General features: G+C 72.5%; 22 protein-coding genes and 1 tRNA gene. 8 read left to right on the top strand and 15 right to left on the bottom strand.

Annotated elements, in window-relative coordinates:
• Window positions 1-2: 2 nt before the first annotated feature.
• From ACFWXQ_RS16950 to ACFWXQ_RS16910, 9 genes are all read right to left on the bottom strand, one after another.
• Window positions 3-1,145 carry a GNAT family N-acetyltransferase gene (locus ACFWXQ_RS16950; RefSeq protein ID WP_383954233.1) on the bottom strand — a complete coding sequence of 381 codons (1,143 nt, stop codon included), beginning with the start codon at window positions 1,143-1,145 and terminating at the stop codon, window positions 3-5.
• Window positions 1,142-1,798, bottom strand: a complete 657-nt coding sequence (locus ACFWXQ_RS16945) for a lipopolysaccharide biosynthesis protein (protein ID WP_383954231.1) — start codon at window positions 1,796-1,798, stop codon at window positions 1,142-1,144. The genes ACFWXQ_RS16950 and ACFWXQ_RS16945 overlap by 4 nt, the downstream gene beginning before the upstream one ends.
• Complete coding sequence (locus ACFWXQ_RS16940; protein WP_383954230.1) at window positions 1,795-2,928, bottom strand: glycosyltransferase; 1,134 nt, start codon at window positions 2,926-2,928, stop codon at window positions 1,795-1,797. The genes ACFWXQ_RS16945 and ACFWXQ_RS16940 overlap by 4 nt, the downstream gene beginning before the upstream one ends.
• Complete coding sequence (locus tag ACFWXQ_RS16935; protein ID WP_383954228.1) at window positions 2,925-3,764, bottom strand: polysaccharide deacetylase family protein; 840 nt, start codon at window positions 3,762-3,764, stop codon at window positions 2,925-2,927. Before ACFWXQ_RS16935 ends, ACFWXQ_RS16940 begins: the two co-directional genes overlap by 4 nt.
• On the bottom strand, window positions 3,748-5,520 hold the full coding sequence (locus tag ACFWXQ_RS16930; protein WP_383954226.1) for a lipid II flippase MurJ: 1,773 nt from the start codon (window positions 5,518-5,520) through the stop codon (window positions 3,748-3,750). The genes ACFWXQ_RS16935 and ACFWXQ_RS16930 overlap by 17 nt, the downstream gene beginning before the upstream one ends.
• 647 nt (window positions 5,521-6,167) lie before the next feature.
• A complete protein-coding gene (locus ACFWXQ_RS16925) occupies window positions 6,168-7,400 on the bottom strand; it encodes an O-antigen ligase family protein (RefSeq protein ID WP_386268558.1) in 1,233 nt (410 codons plus the stop codon).
• Between the two features lie 97 nt (window positions 7,401-7,497).
• The gene (locus ACFWXQ_RS16920) at window positions 7,498-8,937 is read right to left on the bottom strand and encodes an exopolysaccharide biosynthesis polyprenyl glycosylphosphotransferase (RefSeq protein WP_383955796.1); all 1,440 of its coding nucleotides are present in this window, start codon (window positions 8,935-8,937) and stop codon (window positions 7,498-7,500) included.
• On the bottom strand, window positions 8,934-10,145 hold the full coding sequence (locus ACFWXQ_RS16915; RefSeq protein ID WP_383955799.1) for a glycosyltransferase: 1,212 nt from the start codon (window positions 10,143-10,145) through the stop codon (window positions 8,934-8,936). Before ACFWXQ_RS16915 ends, ACFWXQ_RS16920 begins: the two co-directional genes overlap by 4 nt.
• A 116-nt stretch (window positions 10,146-10,261) precedes the next feature.
• Window positions 10,262-11,413: a DUF3344 domain-containing protein gene (locus ACFWXQ_RS16910; RefSeq protein WP_383955802.1), complete on the bottom strand. Its 1,152-nt coding sequence runs from the start codon at window positions 11,411-11,413 to the stop codon at window positions 10,262-10,264.
• 360 nt (window positions 11,414-11,773) lie between these two features.
• Between ACFWXQ_RS16910 and ACFWXQ_RS16905 the strand changes: the two genes are divergently transcribed.
• From ACFWXQ_RS16905 to ACFWXQ_RS16870, 8 genes are all read left to right on the top strand, one after another.
• The gene (locus tag ACFWXQ_RS16905) at window positions 11,774-12,013 is read left to right on the top strand and encodes a chaplin (RefSeq protein ID WP_200398086.1); all 240 of its coding nucleotides are present in this window, start codon (window positions 11,774-11,776) and stop codon (window positions 12,011-12,013) included.
• Window positions 12,014-12,254: 241 nt separating this feature from the next.
• Window positions 12,255-13,154 carry a hypothetical protein gene (locus tag ACFWXQ_RS16900; RefSeq protein ID WP_383955805.1) on the top strand — a complete coding sequence of 300 codons (900 nt, stop codon included), beginning with the start codon at window positions 12,255-12,257 and terminating at the stop codon, window positions 13,152-13,154.
• Window positions 13,155-13,365: 211 nt separating this feature from the next.
• Window positions 13,366-13,668 (top strand): hypothetical protein, encoded by a 303-nt coding sequence (locus ACFWXQ_RS16895; protein WP_383942793.1) that lies wholly within the window; start codon window positions 13,366-13,368, stop codon window positions 13,666-13,668.
• 235 nt (window positions 13,669-13,903) lie between these two features.
• On the top strand, window positions 13,904-14,401 hold the full coding sequence (locus tag ACFWXQ_RS16890; protein WP_362079698.1) for a DUF5949 family protein: 498 nt from the start codon (window positions 13,904-13,906) through the stop codon (window positions 14,399-14,401).
• A 2-nt stretch (window positions 14,402-14,403) separates the two neighbouring features.
• Complete coding sequence (locus tag ACFWXQ_RS16885) at window positions 14,404-14,985, top strand: vitamin K epoxide reductase family protein (protein ID WP_383942796.1); 582 nt, start codon at window positions 14,404-14,406, stop codon at window positions 14,983-14,985.
• Window positions 14,986-15,086: 101 nt separating this feature from the next.
• Entirely contained in the window at window positions 15,087-15,593 is a 507-nt protein-coding gene (locus tag ACFWXQ_RS16880; RefSeq protein ID WP_383942799.1) for a hypothetical protein, read from the top strand.
• A gap of 55 nt (window positions 15,594-15,648) precedes the next feature.
• The gene (locus ACFWXQ_RS16875; RefSeq protein ID WP_383942802.1) at window positions 15,649-16,224 is read left to right on the top strand and encodes a tyrosinase family oxidase copper chaperone; all 576 of its coding nucleotides are present in this window, start codon (window positions 15,649-15,651) and stop codon (window positions 16,222-16,224) included.
• A complete protein-coding gene (locus ACFWXQ_RS16870; protein ID WP_383942805.1) occupies window positions 16,208-17,074 on the top strand; it encodes a tyrosinase family protein in 867 nt (288 codons plus the stop codon). Before ACFWXQ_RS16875 ends, ACFWXQ_RS16870 begins: the two co-directional genes overlap by 17 nt.
• A 120-nt stretch (window positions 17,075-17,194) precedes the next feature.
• On the opposite strand, the gene ACFWXQ_RS16865 is transcribed toward ACFWXQ_RS16870, so the two are convergent.
• From ACFWXQ_RS16865 to ACFWXQ_RS16840, 6 genes are all read right to left on the bottom strand, one after another.
• On the bottom strand, window positions 17,195-17,494 hold the full coding sequence (locus ACFWXQ_RS16865; protein ID WP_383942808.1) for a chaplin: 300 nt from the start codon (window positions 17,492-17,494) through the stop codon (window positions 17,195-17,197).
• Between the two features lie 248 nt (window positions 17,495-17,742).
• Entirely contained in the window at window positions 17,743-18,057 is a 315-nt protein-coding gene (locus tag ACFWXQ_RS16860) for a hypothetical protein (RefSeq protein ID WP_383942810.1), read from the bottom strand.
• Window positions 18,054-18,473 (bottom strand): ArsR/SmtB family transcription factor, encoded by a 420-nt coding sequence (locus ACFWXQ_RS16855; protein ID WP_383942813.1) that lies wholly within the window; start codon window positions 18,471-18,473, stop codon window positions 18,054-18,056. The genes ACFWXQ_RS16860 and ACFWXQ_RS16855 overlap by 4 nt, the downstream gene beginning before the upstream one ends.
• 172 nt (window positions 18,474-18,645) lie before the next feature.
• Complete coding sequence (locus ACFWXQ_RS16850; protein WP_383942817.1) at window positions 18,646-20,289, bottom strand: serine/threonine-protein kinase; 1,644 nt, start codon at window positions 20,287-20,289, stop codon at window positions 18,646-18,648.
• Window positions 20,290-20,320: 31 nt separating this feature from the next.
• Window positions 20,321-21,742, bottom strand: a complete 1,422-nt coding sequence (locus ACFWXQ_RS16845) for a histidine-type phosphatase (protein ID WP_386268431.1) — start codon at window positions 21,740-21,742, stop codon at window positions 20,321-20,323.
• A 459-nt stretch (window positions 21,743-22,201) separates the two neighbouring features.
• A tRNA-Arg gene (locus ACFWXQ_RS16840) sits at window positions 22,202-22,274 on the bottom strand.
• Window positions 22,275-22,572 lie beyond the last annotated feature (298 nt).

The raw sequence follows: 22,572 nt of genomic DNA, 5'->3' as shown, positions 1-22,572 counted from the left end.
GGTCACGGCCTGCCGCCACCGCGTTCCCTCCAGCCGTGGAAGCGGTCGAGCAGTTTCTTGCCCCGGCTGCGCGCGGCCACGTCGCACACGGCCGCCGACATCAGCGCGGCCGTCCGCCGCCGGGCGAGCAGGAAGCGCTGGTTGACGACGGGCTGGGGCCGCCAGTGGTGCTTGTAGGGCTCGTTGCCGCGCAGCAGGCTCAGCACCCGGCGGCCGCCCGCCTCGGTGTGCTGGGCGCAGGCGTGCAGCAGCATCGTCGCCACGTCCGCCTTCCGCTCGCGCAGCTGCGGATGGGCGCCGTACAGATAGCCGCCCGCCAACTGCCGTGACAGCAGCGTCAGATCGACCGCCATCACGGTGTCGCCCAGGCGGAACTCGGTCACCACCGCGTCACCGGCGTCGACCATCGGCCCCACCGACCGGACCAGATGCTCGGCGAACCGCTCCTGCAGATGCTCGGTGGTCACCTTGCGGCCCTGCCACTGGAGGCGGTGCAGTTCGAGGAGCCGGCGCAGGGCCGCGCCCACCTCGTCGGGGCGTACGGCACGCCGTTCGACGCCCAGCGAGGTGAGTTTGCGCAGCTTGGCGCGGACCCGCTGCTGGGCCTTGGCCGTCGCGAGCCGTCCGATCAGATCGTCCATCGACGCGCCGGGCAGCTCCAGGCACAGCGAGTCCAGCACCCGCCGACGCGGCCCGCGCCAGCTCGCGTAGACCCGCTCCACCGCGCCGCCGGGCCGTACCTCGCGGAAGTCGATCAGCGCGGTGCGGGCGGCCGTGGCGAGCCCCTCGGCGAGGGCGGCGGCCGCCCGGTCGGCGCGTTCGCCGTCCTCGATGAGGACATCTCCGAAGTCGGAGATCGACCCGCCGAGCGGCACCAGGGCCGGCCACGGCTGCCGTACGAGCATCAGCGGGGCGGCGGCGACCAGCTCACCGCCCTCGCGGACGAGGACGAGCCGCAGCCGCCCGGGTCTGCCGTACGAGAGCCACCAGGAGTGCAGCCAGGCGTGGCTCTGGAACGGGGTCGCCGCGCCGCACCGCCGGTACAGCCGCCCCCACTCCTCGGCGAGGCGGCCGAACTCCCGCTCGTCCGTGCACAGTTCGGTCCGTGCCGCGCCGGTCGCGGCACCGGTCACCGTGCCGTTCACAGCTGCCCGTGGACATCGGCGGCGGTGGCGGGCCCCGGTACCGACGGGGTGGGCGGGACGTCCGAGGACCGGCGCGGCCTGACCAGCAGCACCAGCCCGCCGAGCAGCCCGCCGGCGCTCGCGCCGACCAGCCCGGTCACCGTCGAGGACGCCGACGACGCCTCGGTGGGCTTCATCGCGCGGGAGAACTGCAGCAGCTCCACATGGGTGCTGTCCTCGGCGGAGTTCGCGTGCCGGGTCAGCGAGCGCGACACGGCGTTGGCCATGTCCGCGGCGAGGTCGGGGCGCGCGGAGGTGGCGGTCACGGCGACCATCGGGGCGTCCGGCGAGGTCGCCGTCCGCACGCTCTCGCGCAGGGTCGACACCGGTACGCCCGCCCACACCTGGGCGTCCCCCAGCACCGCGAGCTGGGTGGCGACCCGGCCGTACGCCTGGGCGAAGCCGAGCGCCGCCGTCGGGTCCGACTGCTCGGTCGGGACGGCGATGACGTAGCTCGTGGCGGAGTACTGCGGTGTCTTCAGCTCGCCGTACGCGCCGCCGAGCAGACCGCCGAGGACGGCGCCCGCGGCCAGCAGGGACCAGGGCGGCAGCTCCTTGGCGCGGACGAGTGCCGTCACCGGCCGGCCGGTTGTACGAGTGGGGTTTTCGGTCATGCGGAACTCACTCCCAGAGTTGCGGCCGTGTAGATGTCCATGAGCCGGTCGGCACTGCGGGCGATGCTGTAGTGGTGGGCCGCCTCGGGCGCGGAGCGCGGCCCCGGACCCTGGGCGCGGACCTGCCGCAGGGCCCGTACGAACGAGTCCGCGCCGCCCTGGACGCGCCGGGCGAACGGGGCGGCGCCCGGCGGCAGGTCGTCGACGGCCGGGCAGGAGACGTAGAGGACGGGCAGGCCCGCCGCGAGGGCCTCCACCACGGCGAGCCCGAAGGCCTCCTCCGCGCAGGGCGAGGCGAGGGCGTCCATGGCTCCTATCAGGGAGGGCAGATCGAGACCCGAACCGCCTTGTGAGGCCTCGGTGTTGGGGCGCTCACCGGTGAACAGCACCCGGTCGGCGACACCCGCGGCCTGTGCCGTGCGCCGCAGGACGTTCTCCTCCGGACCGCCGCCGACCAGCAACAACCAGACGTCGTCGGGGAGTTCGGCCAGCGCCCGGACGAGCACCTCGAACCGCTTGCCGGCCGTCAGCCGTCCGACACCTCCGACGACGTACGTGCCCTGCGGCAGCCCGAGCCGCCGCCGGGTGCTCTCGCGCCGGGCCGCGTCGAAGCGGAAGCGCGCCACGTCGATGCCGTTCGGTACGACCTCGATGCGCGGCCCCGGCACGCCCCAGCGGCGCAGGCGCTCGGCGACCGTGGGCGAGACGGCGACCGTCGCACGCCCCAGGCGCTCGCTGGCCAGATAGAGCCCGCGGACGCCCGCGGTGAGCCTGCGGCCCTCCATCTGCGAGTCGCCCAGCGAGTGCTCGGTGGCCACGACGGCCCGCACACCCGCGAGGCGCGCGGCGATCCTGCCGTACACGCAGGCCCGGTAGAGATGCGTGTGGACCACGTCGTACCGGCCGCCGCGGATCTCGCGGACGAGACGCGGCAGCGCCGACAGGTCCCGGTTGCCGTGCATGCCGAGGTGCGTGACGCGTACGCCGTCCGCGGTGAGGTCCTCGGCGACCGCGCCCGGGTTGGTGAGGGTCACCACGTCGCAGTCGACCGGCAGGTGGCGGACCAGGAGGCGCAGTTGCTGCTCGGCCCCGCCCACTCCGAGACCGGTGATGACGTGCAGGGCCTTCACGGGGTCTCCTTCACCGGGGACTCCGGTGACGCGGGGGACGGCAGGGACACGGAGGCGGGGAGGGGCTCCGGAGGAGTGAGGGGCACCGGGCGTCGGCGGAGCCGGTTGAGGCGGTACTTCAGGAGCAGCCGCCAGGAGGTGTCGTTCTCGCCGATGTGGACCCGGGGGAGGGCGAACGGGCCGGTCAGCGGGCCGGGGTCGATCGCGCACGCGTACTCGTAGCCGGCCGCGCGCACCACGTCGGCGACCCGCTGGTCGACGGTCCCGTACGGGTAGCAGAAGCCGAGGACCTCGCGGCCCGTCAGCTCGGAGAGCAGGGCCCGGCTGCCACCGGTCTCGGCACCCAGCAGGGCGTCGTCCGCCTCGGTGAGGTCGACGTGGGTGAGGCCGTGCGAGGCGATCTCCAGGCCCTCGGTGTCGGCGAGCCGGCGGATGCCGTCGGCGGTGAGGAGCGGCTTGCGCGGGCCGAGCGGGTCCCATTCGTTCGTGCCGCCCAGCCTGCCGGGGAGCACGAAGACGGTGGCGCCGCAGTCCCAGCGCCGCAGCACCGGAAGGGCGTTGTCGGTGAAGTCCGCGTACCCGTCGTCGAAGGTCAGTCCGACCAGGTCCCGCCCCTCGCCCCGGGCGCGGGCCGCGAGCAGGTCGGCCATGCTCACCCCGCGCAGGCCCCGGCGGCGCAGCCAGCCGAGCTGCCGGTCGAGCCGGTCGGGCGAGACCGTGATGCGGTACGGGTCGTCCGAGCAGTCGCCCACCGAGTGGTACATCGCCACCCAGAGGTGCGCGGCCGGGCGCGGGTCGGTACGGGTCAGGTCGGGGGTGTCAGCGGAAACGGACATGCGGCAGCCTTCGTGTGACGGAGCGGAGGGCGGTACGGAAGGCGGGCGCGACGGCCTTGACGCCGAGCACCCGGAGCAGCAGGACGTAGACGACGGTCACGGTCAGACCGCCGGCGGCCAGGGCGAGTTCGGGGGAGTCCACGCGGCTCGCGCAGAAGGCCCCCGCGACGGCCGCGCACACGGCGGCCCGGACCGGCTTGGACAGTTCGTGCAGGACCCGGCGGGTGCGGATCGGTACGCTGCGCCGCTCGCCCATGCCGGACAGCAGCAGGCCCGCGGTGACGGTGATGCCGATCGCGTTGGCGGCGGCGATCCCGCGCACGCCCCAGGTCTCGACGGTCCCCGCGCCGATCCAGGAGGTGGCGACGATGCCCGCCGCCATCGCGGCCAGCGGGTACCAGGTGGGCCGGCCGGCCGAGAAGTACGTACGCACCAGCGCGCCCACCAGGGTGTGCCCGAGCAGGCCGACGGAGTAGACCCGCATGACGGTGGCCGTCGCCGCCGTGTCCTGGGCGGTGAACGCGCCCCGCTGGAACAGGAGGTTGATGATCTGCGGTGCGCACGCGAACACCGCGGCGGCGCCCAGCAGCACCATGCACGAGGCGACCGCCACATCGCGCTCCACCCGGGAGCGGGCCCGCTCGGTGTCCCCCTCGGCGAGCGCCTGCGCCAGCACCGGGAAGGTGACGGTGCACAGCATCAGCGACAGCGTCATTGGGATCTGGGCCACCTTCTGCGCGTAGTTCAGATGCGAGATGGCTCCGGAGGGGAGGGTCGAGGCGAGGAAGCGCTCGATGAGGACCTGGGACTGACGGCACAGGGCGAACATCAGCACGGGCGCGATGAGGGCGAGTTCGACCGAGTGCTTCACGGAGGGGGCGGGGCCGTCGGGGACCTCGGTGGCCTCGGTGCCTTGAGGGGTCTTGGTGGCCTTGCCGACCTCGGGGCCGTCGAGGGGTGCCGGGCCGTCCTGTGCGGCGGCTGCTTCGGTCTCCGGGGCGGACCGGTGGCGGCCGAAGAGCTGCCGGGCGAGGGAGGGCGCCTGCGCCGCCACCATCAGACAGCCGCCCAGCGCGACTCCGACGGCCGCCGACCGTACGCCCCAGCGGCCGCCGAGGACGAACATCGCCGTGATGATGCCGGTGTTGTAGGCGACGTAGATGGCCGCGGGCGCCAGGAAGCGGCGGTGCGCGCGCAGGGCAGCGCTGCAGTACCCGGCGAGCCCGAAGCTCAGGACGCAGGTCGCGGTCAGCCGCGTGCAGTCGACGGCGAGCCCGGGGTCGGGCAGTCCGGGCGCGAGGGCCGCGACGAGGTAGGGCGCCCCGGCCATCAGCAGCGCCGCGACCGCCACGAAGGCCAGTGCGAGGCGCGGCAGTGTCGAGGCGACGAGCGCGCGGACGGGGTCGGTGCCGGTGCCGGCCCCGCGCGCCCGCCGGGCCACCGCCAGGCTGAACGCCGGGACCAGCACGAACGCCATCCCGTCCTCGATCAGCAGCGTCGCCGCGACCTCCGGCACCGTCCACGCCACCAGAAAGGCGTCCGTCTCGGTCCCGGCCCCGAAGAGATGCGCCAGCGCCTGGTCCCGGCCGAGACCGAGCAGGGCACCGGCGATGGAGAGAACGGCGGTGACGAGCGTGGCCTTGGCGAGGAACCCACGGGTGGGCGGGGCTTCACCTGCGGCCGACGCGGTGTCGGCGGAGGGCTCGGTGTCGGTGGCGGGCGCGACCCGGGCCGCGGGCAACGCGACCGGGCTCACGGCGACCTCCGTGCCGTGCCCGGCCGCGCCGTGCCCGGCCGCGTCGGCGGTGTGCGGACCGGCCGTGTCCGTGTCCGTGTCGTGCCGTCCGGCCGCGAGCCCCGTGCCACGGCGGCCCTCGACTCCGGCCGCGGACGCAGGGCCGCGCCCCTTGACCGTGGTCGACGGGCGGTGCCTCTCGGCCGCACTCGCCGAGCCGTGCCTCTCGGTCGCAGACCTCTCGCCGGGATGCGGGGCGGGCGTGGGCGTGGGCGTGGGCTTGGGCTTGGACGTAGACGTAGACGTAGACGTAGACGTAGACGTGGGTGTGGGTGTGGGCGTGGGCGTGGGCGTGGATGTGGGTGCCGACCCGGGTGCAGGGTTCGCACCGCGCCCCTCGACCCCAGAATCTGCCCCCGGCCCGGAACCACGGCGATCATCGCTCTCCGGCCCGGAACCACGGGGACCCTCCGCCCCCGCCCCGGAACCACGGCGACCCTCCGCCCTCGACCCCGAGCCAAGACGATCCCTGGCCCCCGACTCCGAACCAAGACGATCCCCGGCCCCCGGCCCGTCACCAAGACGACCCCCGGCCCCCGGCCCCGAACCACCACGACCCCCGGCCCGGACCGTCGCGTCCTCCCCCTCCGCCCGGGAGGGCGTCACCGTCATCGGTCTTCGGCCTCCTCGGAGGCCAGCGCCCACCAGGCGGCGAGGCCGAAGAGGACCGCGGTCAGCGCGGTCGAGGGGCCGCCGATGTCGGCGTACGCGAAGTCGACGAGCTGCCAGGTGAGCAGTCCGCACGCGACCAGCGCGCAGTCGAGGTCGCGCGCCGCCCGGCGCCGGGCGGCGAAGAGTCTGCGCAGCCCGCACACCAGCAGGGCAAACCAGCTCCCGGCCAGCGCGAGCAGCCCCAGCAGCCCCTGTTCGCTGAGGATCAGCAGGTACATGTTGTGCGGCGACAGGAGCGGCTGGCGCTTGAAGCCGGCGCCCGCGCCCTCCGTGTCGCTGCCCGACGACAGCGCGAGCGAGGCGTTCCCGTCGCGATGGTCGGGGAAGCCTTTCAGCCCGACCCCGGTGAGCGGCTGGTCGCGCCACATGTCGACCGCGGCCGCCCACATCGTGTAACGGTCCGTCACGGACTGGTCCGGCGCGTCCGCGACCTGCGTGATGCTGCTGATCCGCTCCTGGAGCATCGCGGTGCCCACGCCGAGCCCGCCCACGAGGATCACCGACGCGGCAGCCACCACCGCGAACACCTTCACCGCCCGCCGCATCCCGGCGAGCGCCAGCTGGACCCCGCAGGTCACGGCAGTCGCGATCCACGCGCCCCGGCTGAACGACAGCGCGAGCGGCAGCAGCAGGGCCAGCGAGCACAGCGCCGCCGCGGTCCGCTGCCGGCCCGGCCCGGCGCCGAGTGCCAGACCGAGCGAGCACACCACGCCGAAGGACACCACGGTCGCCATCCCCATGACGTCCGCCGCCCCGAACGTGCCGACCGCCCGGATCTCCTCGCCCATGTACGAGGCCCCGGTGCCGGTCGCGTACTGATGGACCCCGATCGCCCCCTGCCACAGCGCGAGCCCGATGAGCGACCAGGCGACCAGTCGCGCGTCCCGGCGGTCCCGGATCAGCAGCATGACCGCCACGGGGACGAGCACGAAGATCTGCAGATAGCGCACGAGTCCGGTGATCCCCGCCCCCGGCGAGGCCGCCCCCGCCGCGGCGAGCGCGATCCCGACGACGGGCAGGGCGAGCACGACGGCGGCGGTACGGGACAGGGGGCGCCGGCGGTCGCGTACGAGACGGATCGCGCAGTGCAGCACGAGCAGCCCCGACACGGCGTCGGCGACGGTGCCGCCTCCTGAGTCGCCGCCCCCGGAGACCGGCAGCGCCATCATGGCGACGAGGGCCACCACGGGCAGTACGGGTAGGAAGCGGCGCGGGGCCGAGACGGCGGTCGTGAAAGGTGGAGCGGCCAGCAGCTGGGTCACGCGGTCAGCTCCCCGTCGGGCGCACGAGCGCGGCGGCGGTGCGCAGCAGGATGCACACGTCCTGCCAGAGCGACCAGTTGTCGATGTAGGCGTTGTCGAACCGGCAGCGGTCCTCGATCGAGGTGTCACCGCGCAGCCCGTGGATCTGCGCGAGCCCGGTGATCCCGGTCCGCATCCGGTGGCGGGCCGCGTAGCCGGGGTACGTCTGGCTGAACTGGCCCACGAAGAACGGTCGTTCGGGGCGTGGACCGACCAGGCTCATGTCGCCCCAGAAGACGTTCCACAGCTGGAGCAGCTCGTCCAGCGAGGACCGGCGCAGGAAGCGGCAGAACCAGCTCATCTCATGCTCGTTCGCCACGCTCCACCGCGTGGCCGCCTCGTGCGCGTCGACCGGCCGGTGCGTACGGAACTTCAGCAGCGTGAACGGCCGCCCGTCCTTGCCGATCCGCTCCTGCCGGAACACCACCCCGGGCCCGTCGCCGATCCGCAGCACGACCGCGCACACCAGCAGCACCGGACTGACCATCAGCAGCAGCACCCCGGACACCAGCACATCGAGCAGCCGCTTTCCGGCGCTCCCGTACCGCCGCCCCACCGGCAGCCGCCGGCAGGCGAACCCCGCGAGCCGGTCCGTCCTCTCGTACGCAGGTGAGTCCGCGTCCACCTCCCACACCGCGCAGCCCGACTCGCCCAGCGCCCGCAGCAGCGGCCCCTGTTCGGTGCGCGCGGCGGGGCCCACGACGAGCACGTCCTGCACGCCGTTCTGGATGAGCGCCCGCTGGACCTCCTCGCCCGTGGTCAGGACCGGCAGGCCCTCGCCGCCGGAGCTCTCGTCGGAGACGACACCCACCGGCCGTACCCCGCACGACTGGTGGCGCAGGAAGGCGGCCGCCACGCGCTGTGCGGTCGCGGCCCGGCCGACCACCAGGGCCGCGCGCGGCCGCCGCAGCAGCGCCCGGCGCCGCCGCCCGTGCACGACACCGCGGCCCAGACAGCTCACCGCCGACTGCACCGCGCAGCCGAGGAGCAGGGTGCGGGCGGACAGCGCGTGGTCCGGGGAGTACGCCGCGAGCAGGGCCGCGAGCGCGCACCAGCCTACCGCGATCCGGCCGCAGACGGCGGGCAGTTCGTCCAGCACGGCGGGGACGGGCGCGGCGCGGTACAGCGACCCGTGCGCGTTCAGCCACAGCACCGCGAGCACCAGTGAGGCGAGCGGAAGCGGATGCGTCCAGGGCAGCACGAGGCCCCCGCCGAGCAGCGCCGCGCAGACGTCCACGGTGGGCAGCGGCAGCCGCGAGGCCCGCCGGACGAACGGCCGTCCGCCGCTGGGGAATCTGAATCCGCCGGCGGCCTCGCGCGGCGGGATGACCGAGACGGGCGAGAATCCGTGGTCCGTCGCCCGCGGCCGGCCACCGGGGGAGGGAACGGTACTTTCCGCAGTCACGTGTGGATGGACTCCCTGCACTCGGTGGCTTCCACGCCCGTGTTCCGTCCTCTGGGCCGCGTCGACCGCGTCGGCCGGGTGCCGATCAGCTCGCGGTAGACCTGGGCGACGGCCTCGGCCGCGCGCCCGATGTCGTGTGTGGTCGTTACGTACCGGCGCCCCTGGTGGCCGAGCGACTCGCGCAGCAGCGGGTCGAGCAGCAGCTCGGCGACGGCCGCGGCCAGTTCGGCCGGCCGCTCCGGCGGCACCAGGCAGCGCGGTCCCTGGCCGGGCGGCAGGCTCTCGCGCGCCCCGTCCACGTCGGTGATCACGACGGGCCGCCCGCACGCCATGGCCTCCAGCGGCGCCAGCGCCATGCCCTCCCAACGGGACGGCAGGACCACCAGATCGGCGGCCTGGTACCAGGGCACGGCATCCGTGACGGCCCCGGCGAACAGCACCGACTCGGGAGCGGCGGCCCGCAGTGCCCGTGCGTCGGGCCCGTCGCCCACCAGTACGAGCCGCGCCTCGGGCACCCGCCGGGTCACCTCGCGCCAGGCGTCGAGCAGGACGTCCTGCCCCTTCTGCCGGCACAGCCGCCCGACGCAGACCACGAGCGGCGCCGCCGGATCGATCCCGTCGAGCAGCTCGATCCCGGCCCGTACGGTCCCGACCGACGCCGGGTGGAAACGCTCCGCGTCGACCCCGTTGGGGATCACGGTGAACCGTCCCGCGATCCCCGACCGCCGCCCGGTCCGCCGCTCGGCCTCGCTGACGCACACCATCCGGGAGGCCCAACGCGCGCCCAGCCGCTCCCAGTTGAGGGCGAGCAGCCCGGTGACCCCGCCGGCCGCCTCGAACGACCAGGCGTGCGGCTGGAACACGGTCGGCACCCGCCCGCGCACGGCGAGCCGCGCCGCGAGTCCCGCCTTGGCGCTGTGCGCGTGCACCAGATCGGGGTCCACCTCCCGCACGACCTGGCGCAGACTCCGTACCTCCTGCGCGAGCCAGGGCCCGGGCGAACGGGTCGCGTGCCAGGTCCGTACGTCGCAGCCCAGTGCCTCGGCCGCCGCGGCGAGCGAACCGCCCGCCGGACAGGCGACGGTGACCTCGGTCCCGGCGGCCACTTGGGCCCGTACGAGATCCGTGATCACGCGGGCCACCCCGCCGTCGGCGGGCTGGGAGACGTGCAGGACCCGCGGCCGAGGGCCGGGCGGTGACAGTTGCATGCGTGCGTTCCTCGCTCACGGGTGGCGCTCGGAGGGGCTCAGGGGGAGGTCACGGGGAACTCACGGGAGAGTTCGTGGAGAGGGAAGAGTTCATGGAGAGAGGAGGGAGGGCGGCGTCAGCGCTTCGCGTCGACGGCGACGAACAGCGCCCCGGCCCAGGCCGTTTCGCGCGGCGACACCAGGCGGAAGTCCAGCCGGTCACCGCCGTGCCGCAGTCCCTTGCCGAGCTCGAAGACGTCGGAGTCGTACCCGAGCGTGTTCGGATACGCGGGTGTGCGTCCCGGGGCCGTCCGGCCGGGCTCGCTGATGGTCGAGTTCAGTACGTCGTCGCGGGGGTTCACGCCGTTGGCCAGACGGGTCGTCAGGCCGCCCGCCGTAAGGGTGAGCGAGCCGCCGGTCCGCCCGCGGTCACCGTTGTAGGCGACGAGCCCCGCACGCCCTTCGGCCCCCTTGGGGAACTTCATGCCGGTCAGCCGGACCGTCTGCTCCCGGCCCGCGCCCAGCGGGTCGAAGCCGTCCCACATCGCCAGGTGCCGCAGCGGCTCCGACTCCTTCTCGTACGCCACCATCAGCGTCCAGCCGCCCCAGGCCCCGGCCGCCGAGTGGCCCATCGCCACATTGACCTGCGCCACGGTGTAGGCGCCCGCGCCGCTGGAACGCACCAGAGAGGTGACGTCCGCCGACGCCTGGAACGCGTCCGCGCCGTGCGCGACCCGGTGCCCGACGACGGTGTCCGCGAGCACCTCCTTGTACTGGCCGCCCGGCTCGGCGATCAGCACCCGCCCGTTGTCCTTGGGCGGCTTCTGCTCACCGACGCGGAGGTTGCCGCCCCAGTACAGCCGCGCGTACGAGACCCGGGCGCCGGCCGGCGGACGGACCTCGGCGCGGCTGGAGTTGTAGGTGTTCGGGTCGTTGTCGACGTCGATGTAGAACATCTCGAAGTCGTCGTTGTCGTCGTTCGCGGCCGCCCGGCCCTCGCGTGCGGCGGGACAGGACACCGCCGACCGCTCGACGGGCCGCCGGCAGGTGATGGAGGAGTTGGCGGCCCGGACGATCCCGCCGTGCTGGAGCGCGCGGTACCGCTGGGTGAAGGCGAGACTCTCGGCCTCGGCCGCCGGCGCTGTTGACGTCGTCGACGTGGTTGACGTGGTTGACGTCGTGGGCATGGCAGGCGCGGCCGCCGCCGGTCCGCCCGGTGCCCACAGCGAGGCGAGGGAAAAGGCACCCACCATCCCACGGCGCAGCAGAGGACCCAGGGAATTGCGCATGACCGGCGTTGCCCTTTCGGGGGAATTCGGAAAGAGGTTCTGACCCTGCGGACGGACAGCTGTGGACATCACATGAGTGCCGCCCTGACTCCCCGTCTGTTTCAAGCGGCCTGAGGAGGAACGCAACTGTAGCCGCTATCCGTATTTATCGGTGAAACCCGTCAAGTGTGTCGTAATCATGCTGCATACACTGGTTGACGCCGCGGCGGGCGGAGGCTCTGTCACGGGGCCCTCCTCCGCCCGCTACCCGGTCCGGGACTTCACCCGTTTGGTGGCACAACCCGCGCCAGTGCCGCGCGTTGATCCAGAGCCGGGCACCCCGCCCGGGTTGTTGTGTCAAACCCCAAGGAGCACCTCTCCATGTCGCGTATCGCGAAGGGCCTGGTCCTTACCTCCGTTGCCGCCGCCGCCATGGCGGGCACCGGTGGCGTCGCCGCCGCCGACAGTGACGCGCACGGCTTCGCCGCCCACTCCCCGGGCGTCCTGTCGGGCAACCTGATCCAGGTCCCCGTCCACGTGCCGGTCAACGTCTGCGGCAACACCGTGAACGTCATCGCGCTGCTGAACCCGGCGTTCGGCAACGAGTGCGCCAACGACTGACGTCGCCGCGCAGCCCTCGACCGGCCGTCCTCCCAAAGGGAGGGCGGCCGGTCCGCGTTGCCCCGAATGGACGGAGGGGCGCCAAACGCCGGGAGAACGCCCGGGCAGGGCGCCTCACCAGGGACAACGGACGTGACGGCGGGCCCGGGCCGCTACGGAGTGCGGTCGTTCGGTTGCAGGAGGTGCTCACCGATTCCACGGTGAGCACAAGATCCGTACGCACCACCGAAAGGACCCCTCCATGCCTGCTCTGCCCGCACGGCGTATCGCGGCTCCCGCACTCTGCGCCACGCTTCTGCTCGGGATCGCCGGACCGGCCGCCGTGGCCGCCGACCACGACTCGACCCGCGACGCCCGTTCCATAGCGGCCCAGGCGCCGGTGCCCGGAGCGGACGCTCTGCTGGCGCAGGTCAAGAGCCTCGGCGACGTCGGTGGAGTGCTCAAGCCGGTCACTGACCTGCTCGACGCCGTGCTCAAGGCCGACAACGGCCAGCTCCCCGCCGCCGACGCGGCCAAGCTCGCCGACGCGGTGAAGGCCGCCATCGCCAAGGCCTCCGCGGCCGCCCCGGCCGCCGGCGCGTTGACCCCGCCCGTCAAGGCCGAGCGGGAGCAGGCGGTACCGACCGCACCGCCCGCCCCGGCCACGCCCGCCGTTCCGACGGCACCGGCCAAGCCCGCGACGCCCGACGCCGTGACGTCGCCGGTCGAGCCGGTCGCTCCGTCCGCCCCGGCCACCCCCACGACCCCCGCCAAGCCCGCCGCTCCGGCCACGCCGGTCACCCCCGTCACGCCGGTCGCCCCGCCGGCCGCGCTGCCGGAGGTGCCGAAGCTTCCGGCGGCCCCCGCGCTGCCGCAGCCGAAGAACGCCGAGCGTGCGGCCGCCGAGGTCCCGCTCGACCTCAAGGCCGACGCGCTCAAGGCTCTGCAGGCCGCGGTCGACTCCCTGGTCAAGGCCGCCACCAGCGGTGACGTCGCCGGTGTCGCGGCGGCCGCGCTGGCCGTCGTGACCGGCCTCGTCAACGTCGTCGTCGCCACGGTCCTTGGCGGCGGCCTGCCCGCGGCGAACCTGCCGGGTCTGCCCAAGCTGCCCCTGCCCACGGGCGCGCTGCCGCTGCCCGTCGGCGGCCTGCTGCCGTCCTGAACGACCCGTCGGGCCGGCCCGTCACCCGGGCCGGCCCGACGGCTGTTTTCATATGAGGGATCCCATTTGACGATTTGACACACCCTTCAATTGGGTGGCTTCCGGAAATTTTCGGCGAACGGAGTTTCCGCCCGGAACGGGGATCGTTGGGCAGGGCGCAGTTCAGCGAAATTTCCCTCCGGCGACGCGAGTTGCCGACGAAAGGAACACGATGAAGTCCCTGAAGGCCGCCGCTGTCGTCGCCGGGTCCCTGGTCATCGCTGCTGCCGCAGCGCCCGCCCTTGCCGCGGACCTCACGCCCTCCAGTCTCAACGGCGGCCTCGACTCGGCGCTCGGCGCGCTCACCACCGAGCCGGTGGACGCCGCGGACGTCATGCCCCTGCAGTCGCAGTCGAACGCCCTCGACACCGGGAACAAGGACTCCGTCCTGAACACCGTCGACGGCGCGACGAAGGCCCTCAACTCGGCGGAGGGTCCCACGGGGCTCCTGGGCGGACTTCCCCTCCAGAAGTGACTCCGGATGAAACTCCGGACGCGGTATCGGACGCAACTCCCGGAAGTGACGAAGGGCCGGTTCCGCACAACGCGGAACCGGCCCTTCGTCTTGTTCTCCGATTATCCGTGCCGTTCCGATTGTTCTTTCCGGCCGTTCGACACCGTCCCCCGTTCGTGTGGAGACCCGGCCGGAAATCCCCCGGGCGAGTGAGAAACGGAGCGGACGTATTCCGGCGCGTCGGTACGGTTCCGCGGTGACCTCAACATCAAGCGAAACGCGTCCTTTCCGTGCCGCCGACCTCGGCACGCTCGTCGTCATGGCGTGGAGCGGCGAACACCCCGACGGCGACATGCCGTTCCTGCTGGCCTACTCGCTCGGTGACGGCGAGGGCGGCCCCGAGGGCTCCACGGCCGCCGTCGAGCAACTGCTGCACCGCAGCGGCCTGCCCATCGGCGACGAGATCGTCGACGGCACCCGGCAGCCCAGCTTCCCCGTCGGTCTCCTCGTCGAGGCCGGCCAGGCCGTCGTCACCATGGCCCACCTCAACGCCCAGTGCACCGTGCCGCCGGAGTGGCTCGCCGCGGTCGGCGAACGCGGCTACGCCTACTTCCTGTTCACCACCCGCCCCTGGCCCGAGGCCGAGCCGGGCAAGCCCGTCGCACCGGAGGCGCTGGCCGCCTTCGCCGGCGACGAGAAGACCCTGAACAGCGCGGCGCACGCCCTCCTCCCGGCCCGCAGCCTGCGCGGCTGACGATGCGCACAGCGGGCGCCGGCCGCGCGTTCGCCCTGCTGCTGGTGATCACGGGCGCGGCCGGACTGCTGGCCTCCTGGGTCATCACCATCGACAAGTTCAAGCTGCTGGAGGACCCGGACTTCACCCCGGGCTGCAGCCTGAACCCGGTCGTCTCCTGCGGCAACATCATGAAGAGCGACCAGGCCTCCGCCTTCGGGTTCCCCAATCCGATGCTCGGTCTGGTCGCGTACGGCATCGTGATCTGCGTCGGCGCGAGCCTGCTGGCCGGAGCGGTGTTCCCGCGCTGGTACTGGCTGACGCTCGACGCGGGCACGCTGTTCGGCGTCGGCTTCGTGACGTGGCTCCAGTACGAGTCGCTGTACAGCATCAACGCGCTGTGCCTGTGGTGCTGCCTCGCCTGGATCGCCACGATCATCATGTTCTGGTACGTCACGTCGTTCAACGTACGAAATGAATTCCTGCCCGCACCCGGCTGGGCGAAGGAATTCCTCGCCGAATTCACGTGGGTGCTGCCGGTTCTGCAGCTGGGGATCATCGGAATACTCGTGTTGACGCGTTGGTGGGACTTCTGGACGAGCTGACAATTGCATCCACCGGGGGAATTTTGATCTGATGTCGTTCGCCGTGTCGTTACGCGTTTCGGACGCAGCCCCCCCCGAATCCCGAAAGGCCCGTGCCTGAGATGAAGTCGACCACCCGAGGAACTCTTGCCGCCGTCGTCACCTGTGTGGCGGCCGCCGTCGCGACGCCCGCCGTCGCGGCCGACGGGCTCCCGGTCGCCGTGCCGCTGGACGGTGTGGAGAACTCGCTGAACATGGAGATGCCCAGGATCGGCGGCACGCTGCCGCTGCCCACGCCGGGCAACCCCGACGGGCCGCGGTACGTCGAGGGCCGGCTGCTGCCGGACCGGGCCGTCCCGCAGCTGCCGGTCACCAGTGACCTGCCGTCCCTCGACCTGCGTACGCCGGTGCCGCGCGTTCTCGGGGACACCTTCGACCATGTCGCCGCCAGCACGCCCACGTCCGACCTGCGTGCCCTGACGCCGGGTGCCTCGTTGGACGCTCCGTTGACCGCGCCTCAGGCGGACAAGCTCGGCCTTCCGGGCCCGAAGCTGCCCGAGGTCGGGCTTCTCGCCCCGGTGCTGCAGGCGGCGCCGGGGGCGACCCTGGGCCTCGCGCCCGGGCTGTAGACACCACGGGCCGACCCGGCCAACAGGCTGCTCGGGCCGAACAGTTCATGGAGGAGTGCGGGTGGGAGCGGTGAACGGTACGCGGCGGGATGTCCTGAGAGGGCTGCTCGTCGCGGCCGTCGCCGCCGCCCTGGCCCCGCTCGTCGCGGCCTCGCGACCGTCGCGCCCGCCGGGCGCCGAGCCGCCCGCGTCCGGCGAACCGGCCGAGTCCGAGGCCGAGGCCGAGTTCGAAGCAGAGCCAGAGCCAGAGTCAGAGTTCGAGTCCGGTCTCGCGTCCGGGTTCGACGAGATGTACCGCGGACGGCGGATCCGCGGGGTCAAGGACGCCACAGGCGCTGCGGATACCGCTACCGCGAACACCGATGGCTCGGCGAGCGGGGTCCGGCGGGCCGGTGCCGCGGGCCCGGGCCCCGACGGGCAGTGGCAGGTCACCGTGGACGGCCGGCCACTGCACCTCATGCGGCGGGCCGACGGCGGCTATCTGACCATGATCGACCACTACCAGTCGTATCCGACGCCGCTCGCCGCCGCCCGCGGGGCCGTCGACGAACTGGGCGGCACACTGCGGCTGCGCGCGGCCGCCGCGGGGGCGCGGCCGGGGGAGGGGCACGGGCATGGCCTACACGCGTAAGAACGTGAGCGCGCTGACACGGGCCGAGCGGCGCCGGCTCGTCGGCGCGTTCCTGGAGATCAAACGCACCGGCGAGTACGACGAGTTCGTCCGCTTGCACATCGAGCACTATGTGTCGGACGGCGACGGCGGGCTGCGTGCGGCCCATATGGCGCCCTCCTTCCTGCCCTGGCACCGGCGGTTCCTGCTGGAGCTGGAGCGGGCGCTGCGGCGGGTCGACTCCGGGGTGTCCGTGCCGTACTGGGACTGGACGAAGGACCGGACGCCCGCCGCCTCGCTGTGGGGGGAGGACCTGCTCGGGGGCAACGGGCGGCGCTCCGACCGGCAGGTGACGACCGGGCCGTTCGCCTACCGGCACAAGAAGTGGGTCGTCAAGGAGTCGATGACCGACGGCGAGTACCTCATGCGCGACCTCGGCCGGCCCCACGATCCGCTCGCCCTGCCGACCGCGGACGAGCTCGCGCGAGCCCTCAAGGACCCCGTGTACGACACGGCGCCCTGGGACTCCACCTCCGCCCGCGGCTTCCGGAACAAGCTCGAAGGGTGGGGGACCGGGCAGGGCAACGACGCCTGGCGCAACCACAATCGCGTGCACCGCTGGGTCGGCGGGCACATGCTCGGCGGGGCCTCGGTCAACGACCCCGTCTTCTGGCTGCACCACTCCTTCGTGGACCTGCTCTGGACCCGCTGGCAGAAGCGGCACAAGGGGGCCCGGTATCTGCCCGAGTCGCCGCCGGAGCTCGGGGACCGGCAGCGGGGGCGCGTGGTGGCGCGGCACGAGGAGATGCCGCCGTGGGGCGTGACACCGGACGAGCTGGAGGACTACAGCCGGATCTACCGGTACGTCTGATGCGCTGATGCGCTGATGCGCTGGTCACGGGTGCCGGGTGACTGGTGGCGTATGGCAGGTGAGCAGGGGAAAGCCCCCGGTGGTGTGTACCGCCGGGGGCCTTCGCGTGGGTGCTGTGGCTCAGTGGCCGTAGCCCTTGGGGCCGTGTCCCTTGGGGCCGGGGTGACCCTTCTTGCCCTCGTCGACGTTCGCGCACTCGTTGCCGAACGTCGGGTTCAGCAGGGCGATGACGTTCACGGTGTTGCCGCAGAGGTTGACCGGCACGTTGACCGGGACCTGGATGACGTTGCCCGACAGGACGCCGGGCGAGCCGACGGCCTTGCCCTCGGCGCCCGCGTCCGCCATGGCCAGACCGGCACCACTGATAACAACGGCACCCGTGCCGAGAGCCACACCGGCTGCCTTCGCGATGCGAGACATCACGTTCACTCCTTCGATTTCGGTGAGCGCGGCTGCTCCGTCGCGACCGCACTGTCCGTTCAACGCGAGGGCTCACAGGGGGTAACGGTGCTCAACGGGGCATCATCCACCAAGCTCCTTCATATGGGGTGATAAAGCATATGAATGTCCTCCTTGAGGACGGTGTCCAGGAGGACGCGCCGATGCCGACGATGACTGCCGTACGTGCGGTGGTTCAGCCGTGCGGTGGCAGGGGCCGTTGCCCCCCGCTAATCGATCGCGCGCATCATCTTCTCCATCGAGTTGACGGAGAGCCGGGTCTGCGTCAGCTCGTCGAGGGTCTGTCGCTGCTCCTCGACCGTGCGGCGCTGCAACTCCACGGTGTCCTCAAGGAGTTGGGCGTACTTCGAGGCCAACTCCTTGTACTGCTGTTCGCGGGCGGCCAGCATCCGGGCGCGCCAGGTGGCGGCGACCTGCCAGACGATCACGATCAGCAGGGAGAAGAGCCCGGCCGCGCCGACGGCGCCGACCAGAACCCCCAGGTCGTCGGCGCTCGCGGCGGTCGTCACCAGTTGCTCCTTCACTTGGCTTCCTCTTTCGCGGTCTTCACGGTCTTCGTGGTCCTCGCGGGTTTCGCGGGCTGATCCGCCTTGTCCGCCTCATTCGTTTTGTCCGGCATCGGCTCGGTGATCGTCGTGGCCGCCCGCGCGACGACGTGCGGCGTCAGGCGGTAGCAGAACGGGGCGACTTCGAAGTACTTCATCGCCTTGCCGTCCTCCGAGAGTTCGAGCGTGCCGACGATCAGTCCGGCTGCCTCCAGCCGCTGCAGGTGCATGTGCAGCAGCGGGCGGCCCATGCCGATCTCGCGAGCCAGCGCGCTGACGTAGTTCCGGCGCCCCAGGAGGGCCGCGACGATCCGCAGGCGATGGGGATTGCCCAGAGCGGAGAACACCTTCAGCAGCTCGTCGCCGGTTGGTTCCGGAGGCGGGACCTCGGGCATCGCGCCCCTTCCTTCGTACCTGTCAGAAAAGGCTGACAGCTGTCTCCCGGACCTGTCAAAGACTTCTGACACATCTCGGGGATGACATGGGGGATGGCATCGGGGGCGTCTCAGGGTCGCGTCAGGGTTGCCCCTGGGGCAGGGCCGGCTCACTGGCGCGTCGGGACGCGGCTCACTGGCGTGTGCAGCGGCCCTTCGGGCTGGCGGCCGGGGGGCTGCACTGGAGGCTGTAGTCCGCCGACGCCGTGCTCAGGTAGCGGCCGACGCAGGTGGTCGACGAGGTCCTGCCGCGCTCCGCGCAGAAGCTCAGGGCGGCGCGGCCGTCGGTGAACGGGCCCGGGGCGTAGATGACCCAGAAACCCGGGCGGAGCGAGGCGTAGTCGTCGCTGCGGACGTAGACCGCCTCGGGGACGGTCTTGCGGACGGTCGCGAGCCGTTGGTCCCGCGTGGCGGTGCCGGAGCCGACCGGTTCGGAGAACAGCTGGGCGATCCAGCGGCCTTCGGAGGCGGGTGGGGTGGTCGCCTCGTCGGACGGGGTCGCGGTCGGCTGCGAGGCCGTGTTCGACGGCGTGGGTGTCGATGCGGGCGTGGGCGTCTGCTTCGCGGACGGGGAGGTCGCGGTGCCGGACGCCGAAACGCCGGCGCCCTTGGCCTTGCCGTCGTCGCCGTCCGACTCGCGCAGGTTCAGGACGAGCGCGGTCGCGGCCGTCGCGAGGGCGGCGACCACGACGGCGACGGTGGCGATGAGAGCCGGGCGCCACCCGCGCCCCCGCGGAGGCGCGTTCTGCGTGTTCTGGACGCGCGTCGGGTGTTCGCCGACCGGCCCGGCGGGCACGGGACCACCGGAAACCGTGCTGCCGGGTCCGGAGCCACCGGGTCCGGGTCCGCCAGGCCCGGGACCGCCGGGAACCGTGTCGCCGGACGCGGGCGGTGCGGGCAGGACGTGCGTCGGCGCCGTCGTGGGGCCGGGCGGCAGCGGGGCCGTGGCCGTCGGGAGCGCCCAGTCCGGAGTCGTACCCGACTCGACCTGCGCCAGCATCGCGTCCAGCCGCGCCGCGTCGGGGCGGGCCGCCGGATCCCGTACGAGCAGGGCCTGGAGTACGGGCGAGAGCGGGCCGGAGCGCACCGGTGGCGGCACGGCCTCGTCGAGGACGGCGGCGAGGGTGCCCAGGGTGGTGCCGCGGCGCAACGGGCTGATGCCCTCCACGCAGACGTACAGGACGAGGCCCAGGGACCAGAGGTCGGACGCCGGGTCGTCGTCGTTGCCGCGGATCCGCTCGGGGGCGATGTACTCGGGGGAGCCGATGAGTTCGCCGGTGGCCGTCAGCGCGGTCGACCCCTGGAGGGCCGCGATGCCGAAGTCGGTGAGCACGGCGGAACCGTCGGCGCGCAGCAGGATGTTGGCGGGCTTGACGTCCCGGTGCTGGATGCCCGCCGCGACCGCCGCGCGCAGGGCGGCGAGCACCTGACGGCCGATACGGGCGGCCTCCGAGGGGGTCAACGGGCCGTCGGCCAGCCGCTCCTGGAGCGAGACGCCGTCCACCAGTTCCATGACGAGCCAGGGGTGCGGGTCGTCGTCGATGATGTGGTGGATCATCACCACGTTCGGGTGGCTGATCCGGGCGAGCGCCCGCGCCTCGCGCAGCACCCGCTCACGGACCGAGGAGGAGGCCGCCGCGTCGTGCCGTACGGCCTTGAGGGCGACCTCCCGGTGCAGCACGCTGTCGCGGGCCCGCCACACCGTCCCCATACCGCCGCTGCCGAGCCGCCCGAGCAGCTCGAACCGCCCGTCGACCATGTCCCCCGCTGCGTTCATGGCGGACAGGTTAGTGCGACTCGCCCGGCCCTCAGGACGTCGGGTCCGTACGTCCGAAGCAGCGCTCCAGTTCGTTGAGGTTGTAGAACGTGCTGCCCTTGGAGACGGGGCGGCAGCCCTGCTTGAAGGCGGTCTCCTTCTCGTTGTAGAGCATGCGTACGAGATAGGTGTGGCCCTTGCGGAACACGTCCCACTGGATGTTCGCGGCCATCGGCGCCACGGACGCGCCGCGCCAGGGGTTGTCGGCGTAGGTGTACGGGCGCTTGGCGGTCACCGGCTTCGTACTGCCCGGCAGGCCCATCAGCGCGGCCAGCGGGATGATCTCCTCGGCGTGGGTGAAGCGCAGTTCCGCGCCGAGGTCGCTGGTGCCGTCCCGCCTGGCCTCGGCCTTCTTGAAGAAGTCGTCGAGCAGGACACCGGCCATCTTGTAGGTGATGTCGCTGTCGGCGAAGCCGGGGCCCTTCTCGTAGAAGTCCTCGGCGTCGCTCAGGTAGCCGAACCAGGCGGCGTCGCGCGGCGCGATGTACCGCTCCATGTGCCAGCCCGCGCCGCCCGGGCTCTCGGCGCGCATCGCAGGGGCGATGCCGTAGAGGTTGTAGACCGCCTCGGCCGCGTCGACGTCGCTGCCGATGTCCGAGAACTCACCCGCGGAGATCCGTGCGACGAACACCGGCTTGAAGATCTTCTTCAGTACGTTCACGGCGGCGCGGTGCGTGGCCGGCCGGCCGGTGATGCTCTTGAGGGTGTCCGCGAGCCGCTTGTCGTTGTCGATGTAGTCGCGGTAGGCGGCGCCCCCGGCGGCCTTGTGGAAGTACAGCAGGTCCTCGTCCGCGCGGGCGGGCCCGATCAGCGGCTTCAGTGCCGGGTCGGCCTTCGTGAGGGCGGTTGCGAACTCGCCGGCGCTGTCCACTGCGCGCCCCTGCCCGGAGCTGACGACGTCGATCGGTTCGCCGTTCCTGGCGATGCGCGAGAAGAGTCCTGGCAGCCGCTTCTCCATGCGTACGGCGGTGTCCTGGATCTCCTGCCTGCCGCGCCCGCTCAGGTTCCCGTACCCGACCTTGGCCATGGCGTCGAGCAGCGCCCGCGCCTGGGGCCCGAACTCCTTGCCCGCTCCGGTCAGCTGACCCTCGCTCGCCGCCCGGTCCCACAGCTTGAGGATGAGGTCCCCGTCCTCGCTGTCGGTCGCGGCACGGGACCCGTGCCGCGAGACGTTCTCCGTGAACACCGGCTCGAATCCCCGGGGCGCGGCTTGGTAGGTCCGCGGGTTCTGTCCGGGCTCGTACGAGGCCTTTGTTCCGTAGCTGTCGGTGTGCCCGTCGGCCGAGTTGCCGGTCGAGTGGCTTGCGGCGTGGGCGGGCAGCGCGCCGGAGAGGAGGGCGCACAGGGCGAGGGCGAGCGCGGGAGTGATGCCGGGGGCAAGGCAGGGGGCGAGGCCGGGGGCGAGGCGTCTCATGGGTCGTCGCTTCATGGGTGGGCCGTCGTTTCGTCGGGCGGGGGAGGCCGTGTCCGTGGTTGTGGCCTCTGGGCGGGGATCGAACGATCCGTCGTGGATCGAACGATCTGCCGCATCGTTTCCGCCGTGGGCCAACACCCGGTGACCGAGGTGTGGCTCGTTTCCGACCGGTGGTCCATGGGGGGACCATGGGCTGGTCAAGGGTGGGTGTGCCGGTTGTCGACCACGTTGTGACCGGCCGGGCAGTGCCGAGCGGTGGCGTGACACAGGGGCCATTTTCGGACAGTTTTCGGATCCCGAACGGTGAATGAGGCCCGGTTCGGGCGTCCCTGAGGTGCTCAAAGCACTCAAAGCGGGCCGGGAGGAGTCGGGGAATGCCGCGCGTGTCCGCTGCGGCTGACCGTGGAGAGATGCTCCGACCAGCAAAAAAGCCCTCCCGAAGGGGAGGGCGGGGAGAGGCGCCCCCGGCAGGACTCGAACCTGCGGCCAAGCGCTTAGAAGGCGCCTGCTCTATCCACTGAGCTACGGGGGCCGGGTGTGGTGGCCTGTGGTGCTGGTGCCCGGGTGTGGGCGGGTCCGTGACCTTGCCGGGGACAAGGATAGAGCGCCCGGGTCCCTGTCCTTGGTGCTTCGCCTCCGTGGCTCGATGTGGAGGTTCGGTGAAGCGGTCCTGATAATCGCAGGCAGGTGCGAATCGTGCATCGCTTTTGGCGTCTCACGCCCCGGGTGTTGTGCACTCGTTATGCCTGCGCCCCATGCGTCCCTTCCGCCTCGTATGTCTGATCGGCGCGCAGACATGCTCATATGCTTCAGAAAGCCTCCAAAATTGG

This window comes from Streptomyces sp. NPDC058697, from assembly GCF_042715345.1.
GTDB classification, from domain to species: Bacteria; Actinomycetota; Actinomycetes; order Streptomycetales; family Streptomycetaceae; genus Streptomyces; species Streptomyces liliifuscus.
The sequence above is the reverse complement of the archived record's forward strand: the minus strand, read 5'-3'. Positions and strand labels throughout refer to the sequence as shown.

Bases quoted from the DNA above. Each gene is read 5' to 3' on its own strand.
- ACFWXQ_RS16935 (WP_383954228.1), bottom strand. From the start codon at position 3,764: ATGTCCGTTTCCGCTGACACCCCCGACCTGACCCGTACCGACCCGCGC.
- ACFWXQ_RS16910 (WP_383955802.1), bottom strand. From the start codon at position 11,413: ATGCGCAATTCCCTGGGTCCTCTGCTGCGCCGTGGGATGGTGGGTGCC.
- ACFWXQ_RS16905 (WP_200398086.1), top strand. From the start codon at position 11,774: ATGTCGCGTATCGCGAAGGGCCTGGTCCTTACCTCCGTTGCCGCCGCC.
- ACFWXQ_RS16885 (WP_383942796.1), top strand. From the start codon at position 14,404: ATGCGCACAGCGGGCGCCGGCCGCGCGTTCGCCCTGCTGCTGGTGATC.
- ACFWXQ_RS16855 (WP_383942813.1), bottom strand. From the start codon at position 18,473: ATGCCCGAGGTCCCGCCTCCGGAACCAACCGGCGACGAGCTGCTGAAG.
- ACFWXQ_RS16880 (WP_383942799.1), top strand. From the start codon at position 15,087: ATGAAGTCGACCACCCGAGGAACTCTTGCCGCCGTCGTCACCTGTGTG.
- ACFWXQ_RS16900 (WP_383955805.1), top strand. From the start codon at position 12,255: ATGCCTGCTCTGCCCGCACGGCGTATCGCGGCTCCCGCACTCTGCGCC.
- ACFWXQ_RS16895 (WP_383942793.1), top strand. From the start codon at position 13,366: ATGAAGTCCCTGAAGGCCGCCGCTGTCGTCGCCGGGTCCCTGGTCATC.
- ACFWXQ_RS16850 (WP_383942817.1), bottom strand. From the start codon at position 20,289: ATGAACGCAGCGGGGGACATGGTCGACGGGCGGTTCGAGCTGCTCGGG.
- ACFWXQ_RS16845 (WP_386268431.1), bottom strand. From the start codon at position 21,742: ATGAGACGCCTCGCCCCCGGCCTCGCCCCCTGCCTTGCCCCCGGCATC.
- ACFWXQ_RS16925 (WP_386268558.1), bottom strand. From the start codon at position 7,400: ATGATGGCGCTGCCGGTCTCCGGGGGCGGCGACTCAGGAGGCGGCACC.
- ACFWXQ_RS16865 (WP_383942808.1), bottom strand. From the start codon at position 17,494: ATGTCTCGCATCGCGAAGGCAGCCGGTGTGGCTCTCGGCACGGGTGCC.
- ACFWXQ_RS16870 (WP_383942805.1), top strand. From the start codon at position 16,208: ATGGCCTACACGCGTAAGAACGTGAGCGCGCTGACACGGGCCGAGCGG.
- ACFWXQ_RS16945 (WP_383954231.1), bottom strand. From the start codon at position 1,798: ATGACCGAAAACCCCACTCGTACAACCGGCCGGCCGGTGACGGCACTC.
- ACFWXQ_RS16915 (WP_383955799.1), bottom strand. From the start codon at position 10,145: ATGCAACTGTCACCGCCCGGCCCTCGGCCGCGGGTCCTGCACGTCTCC.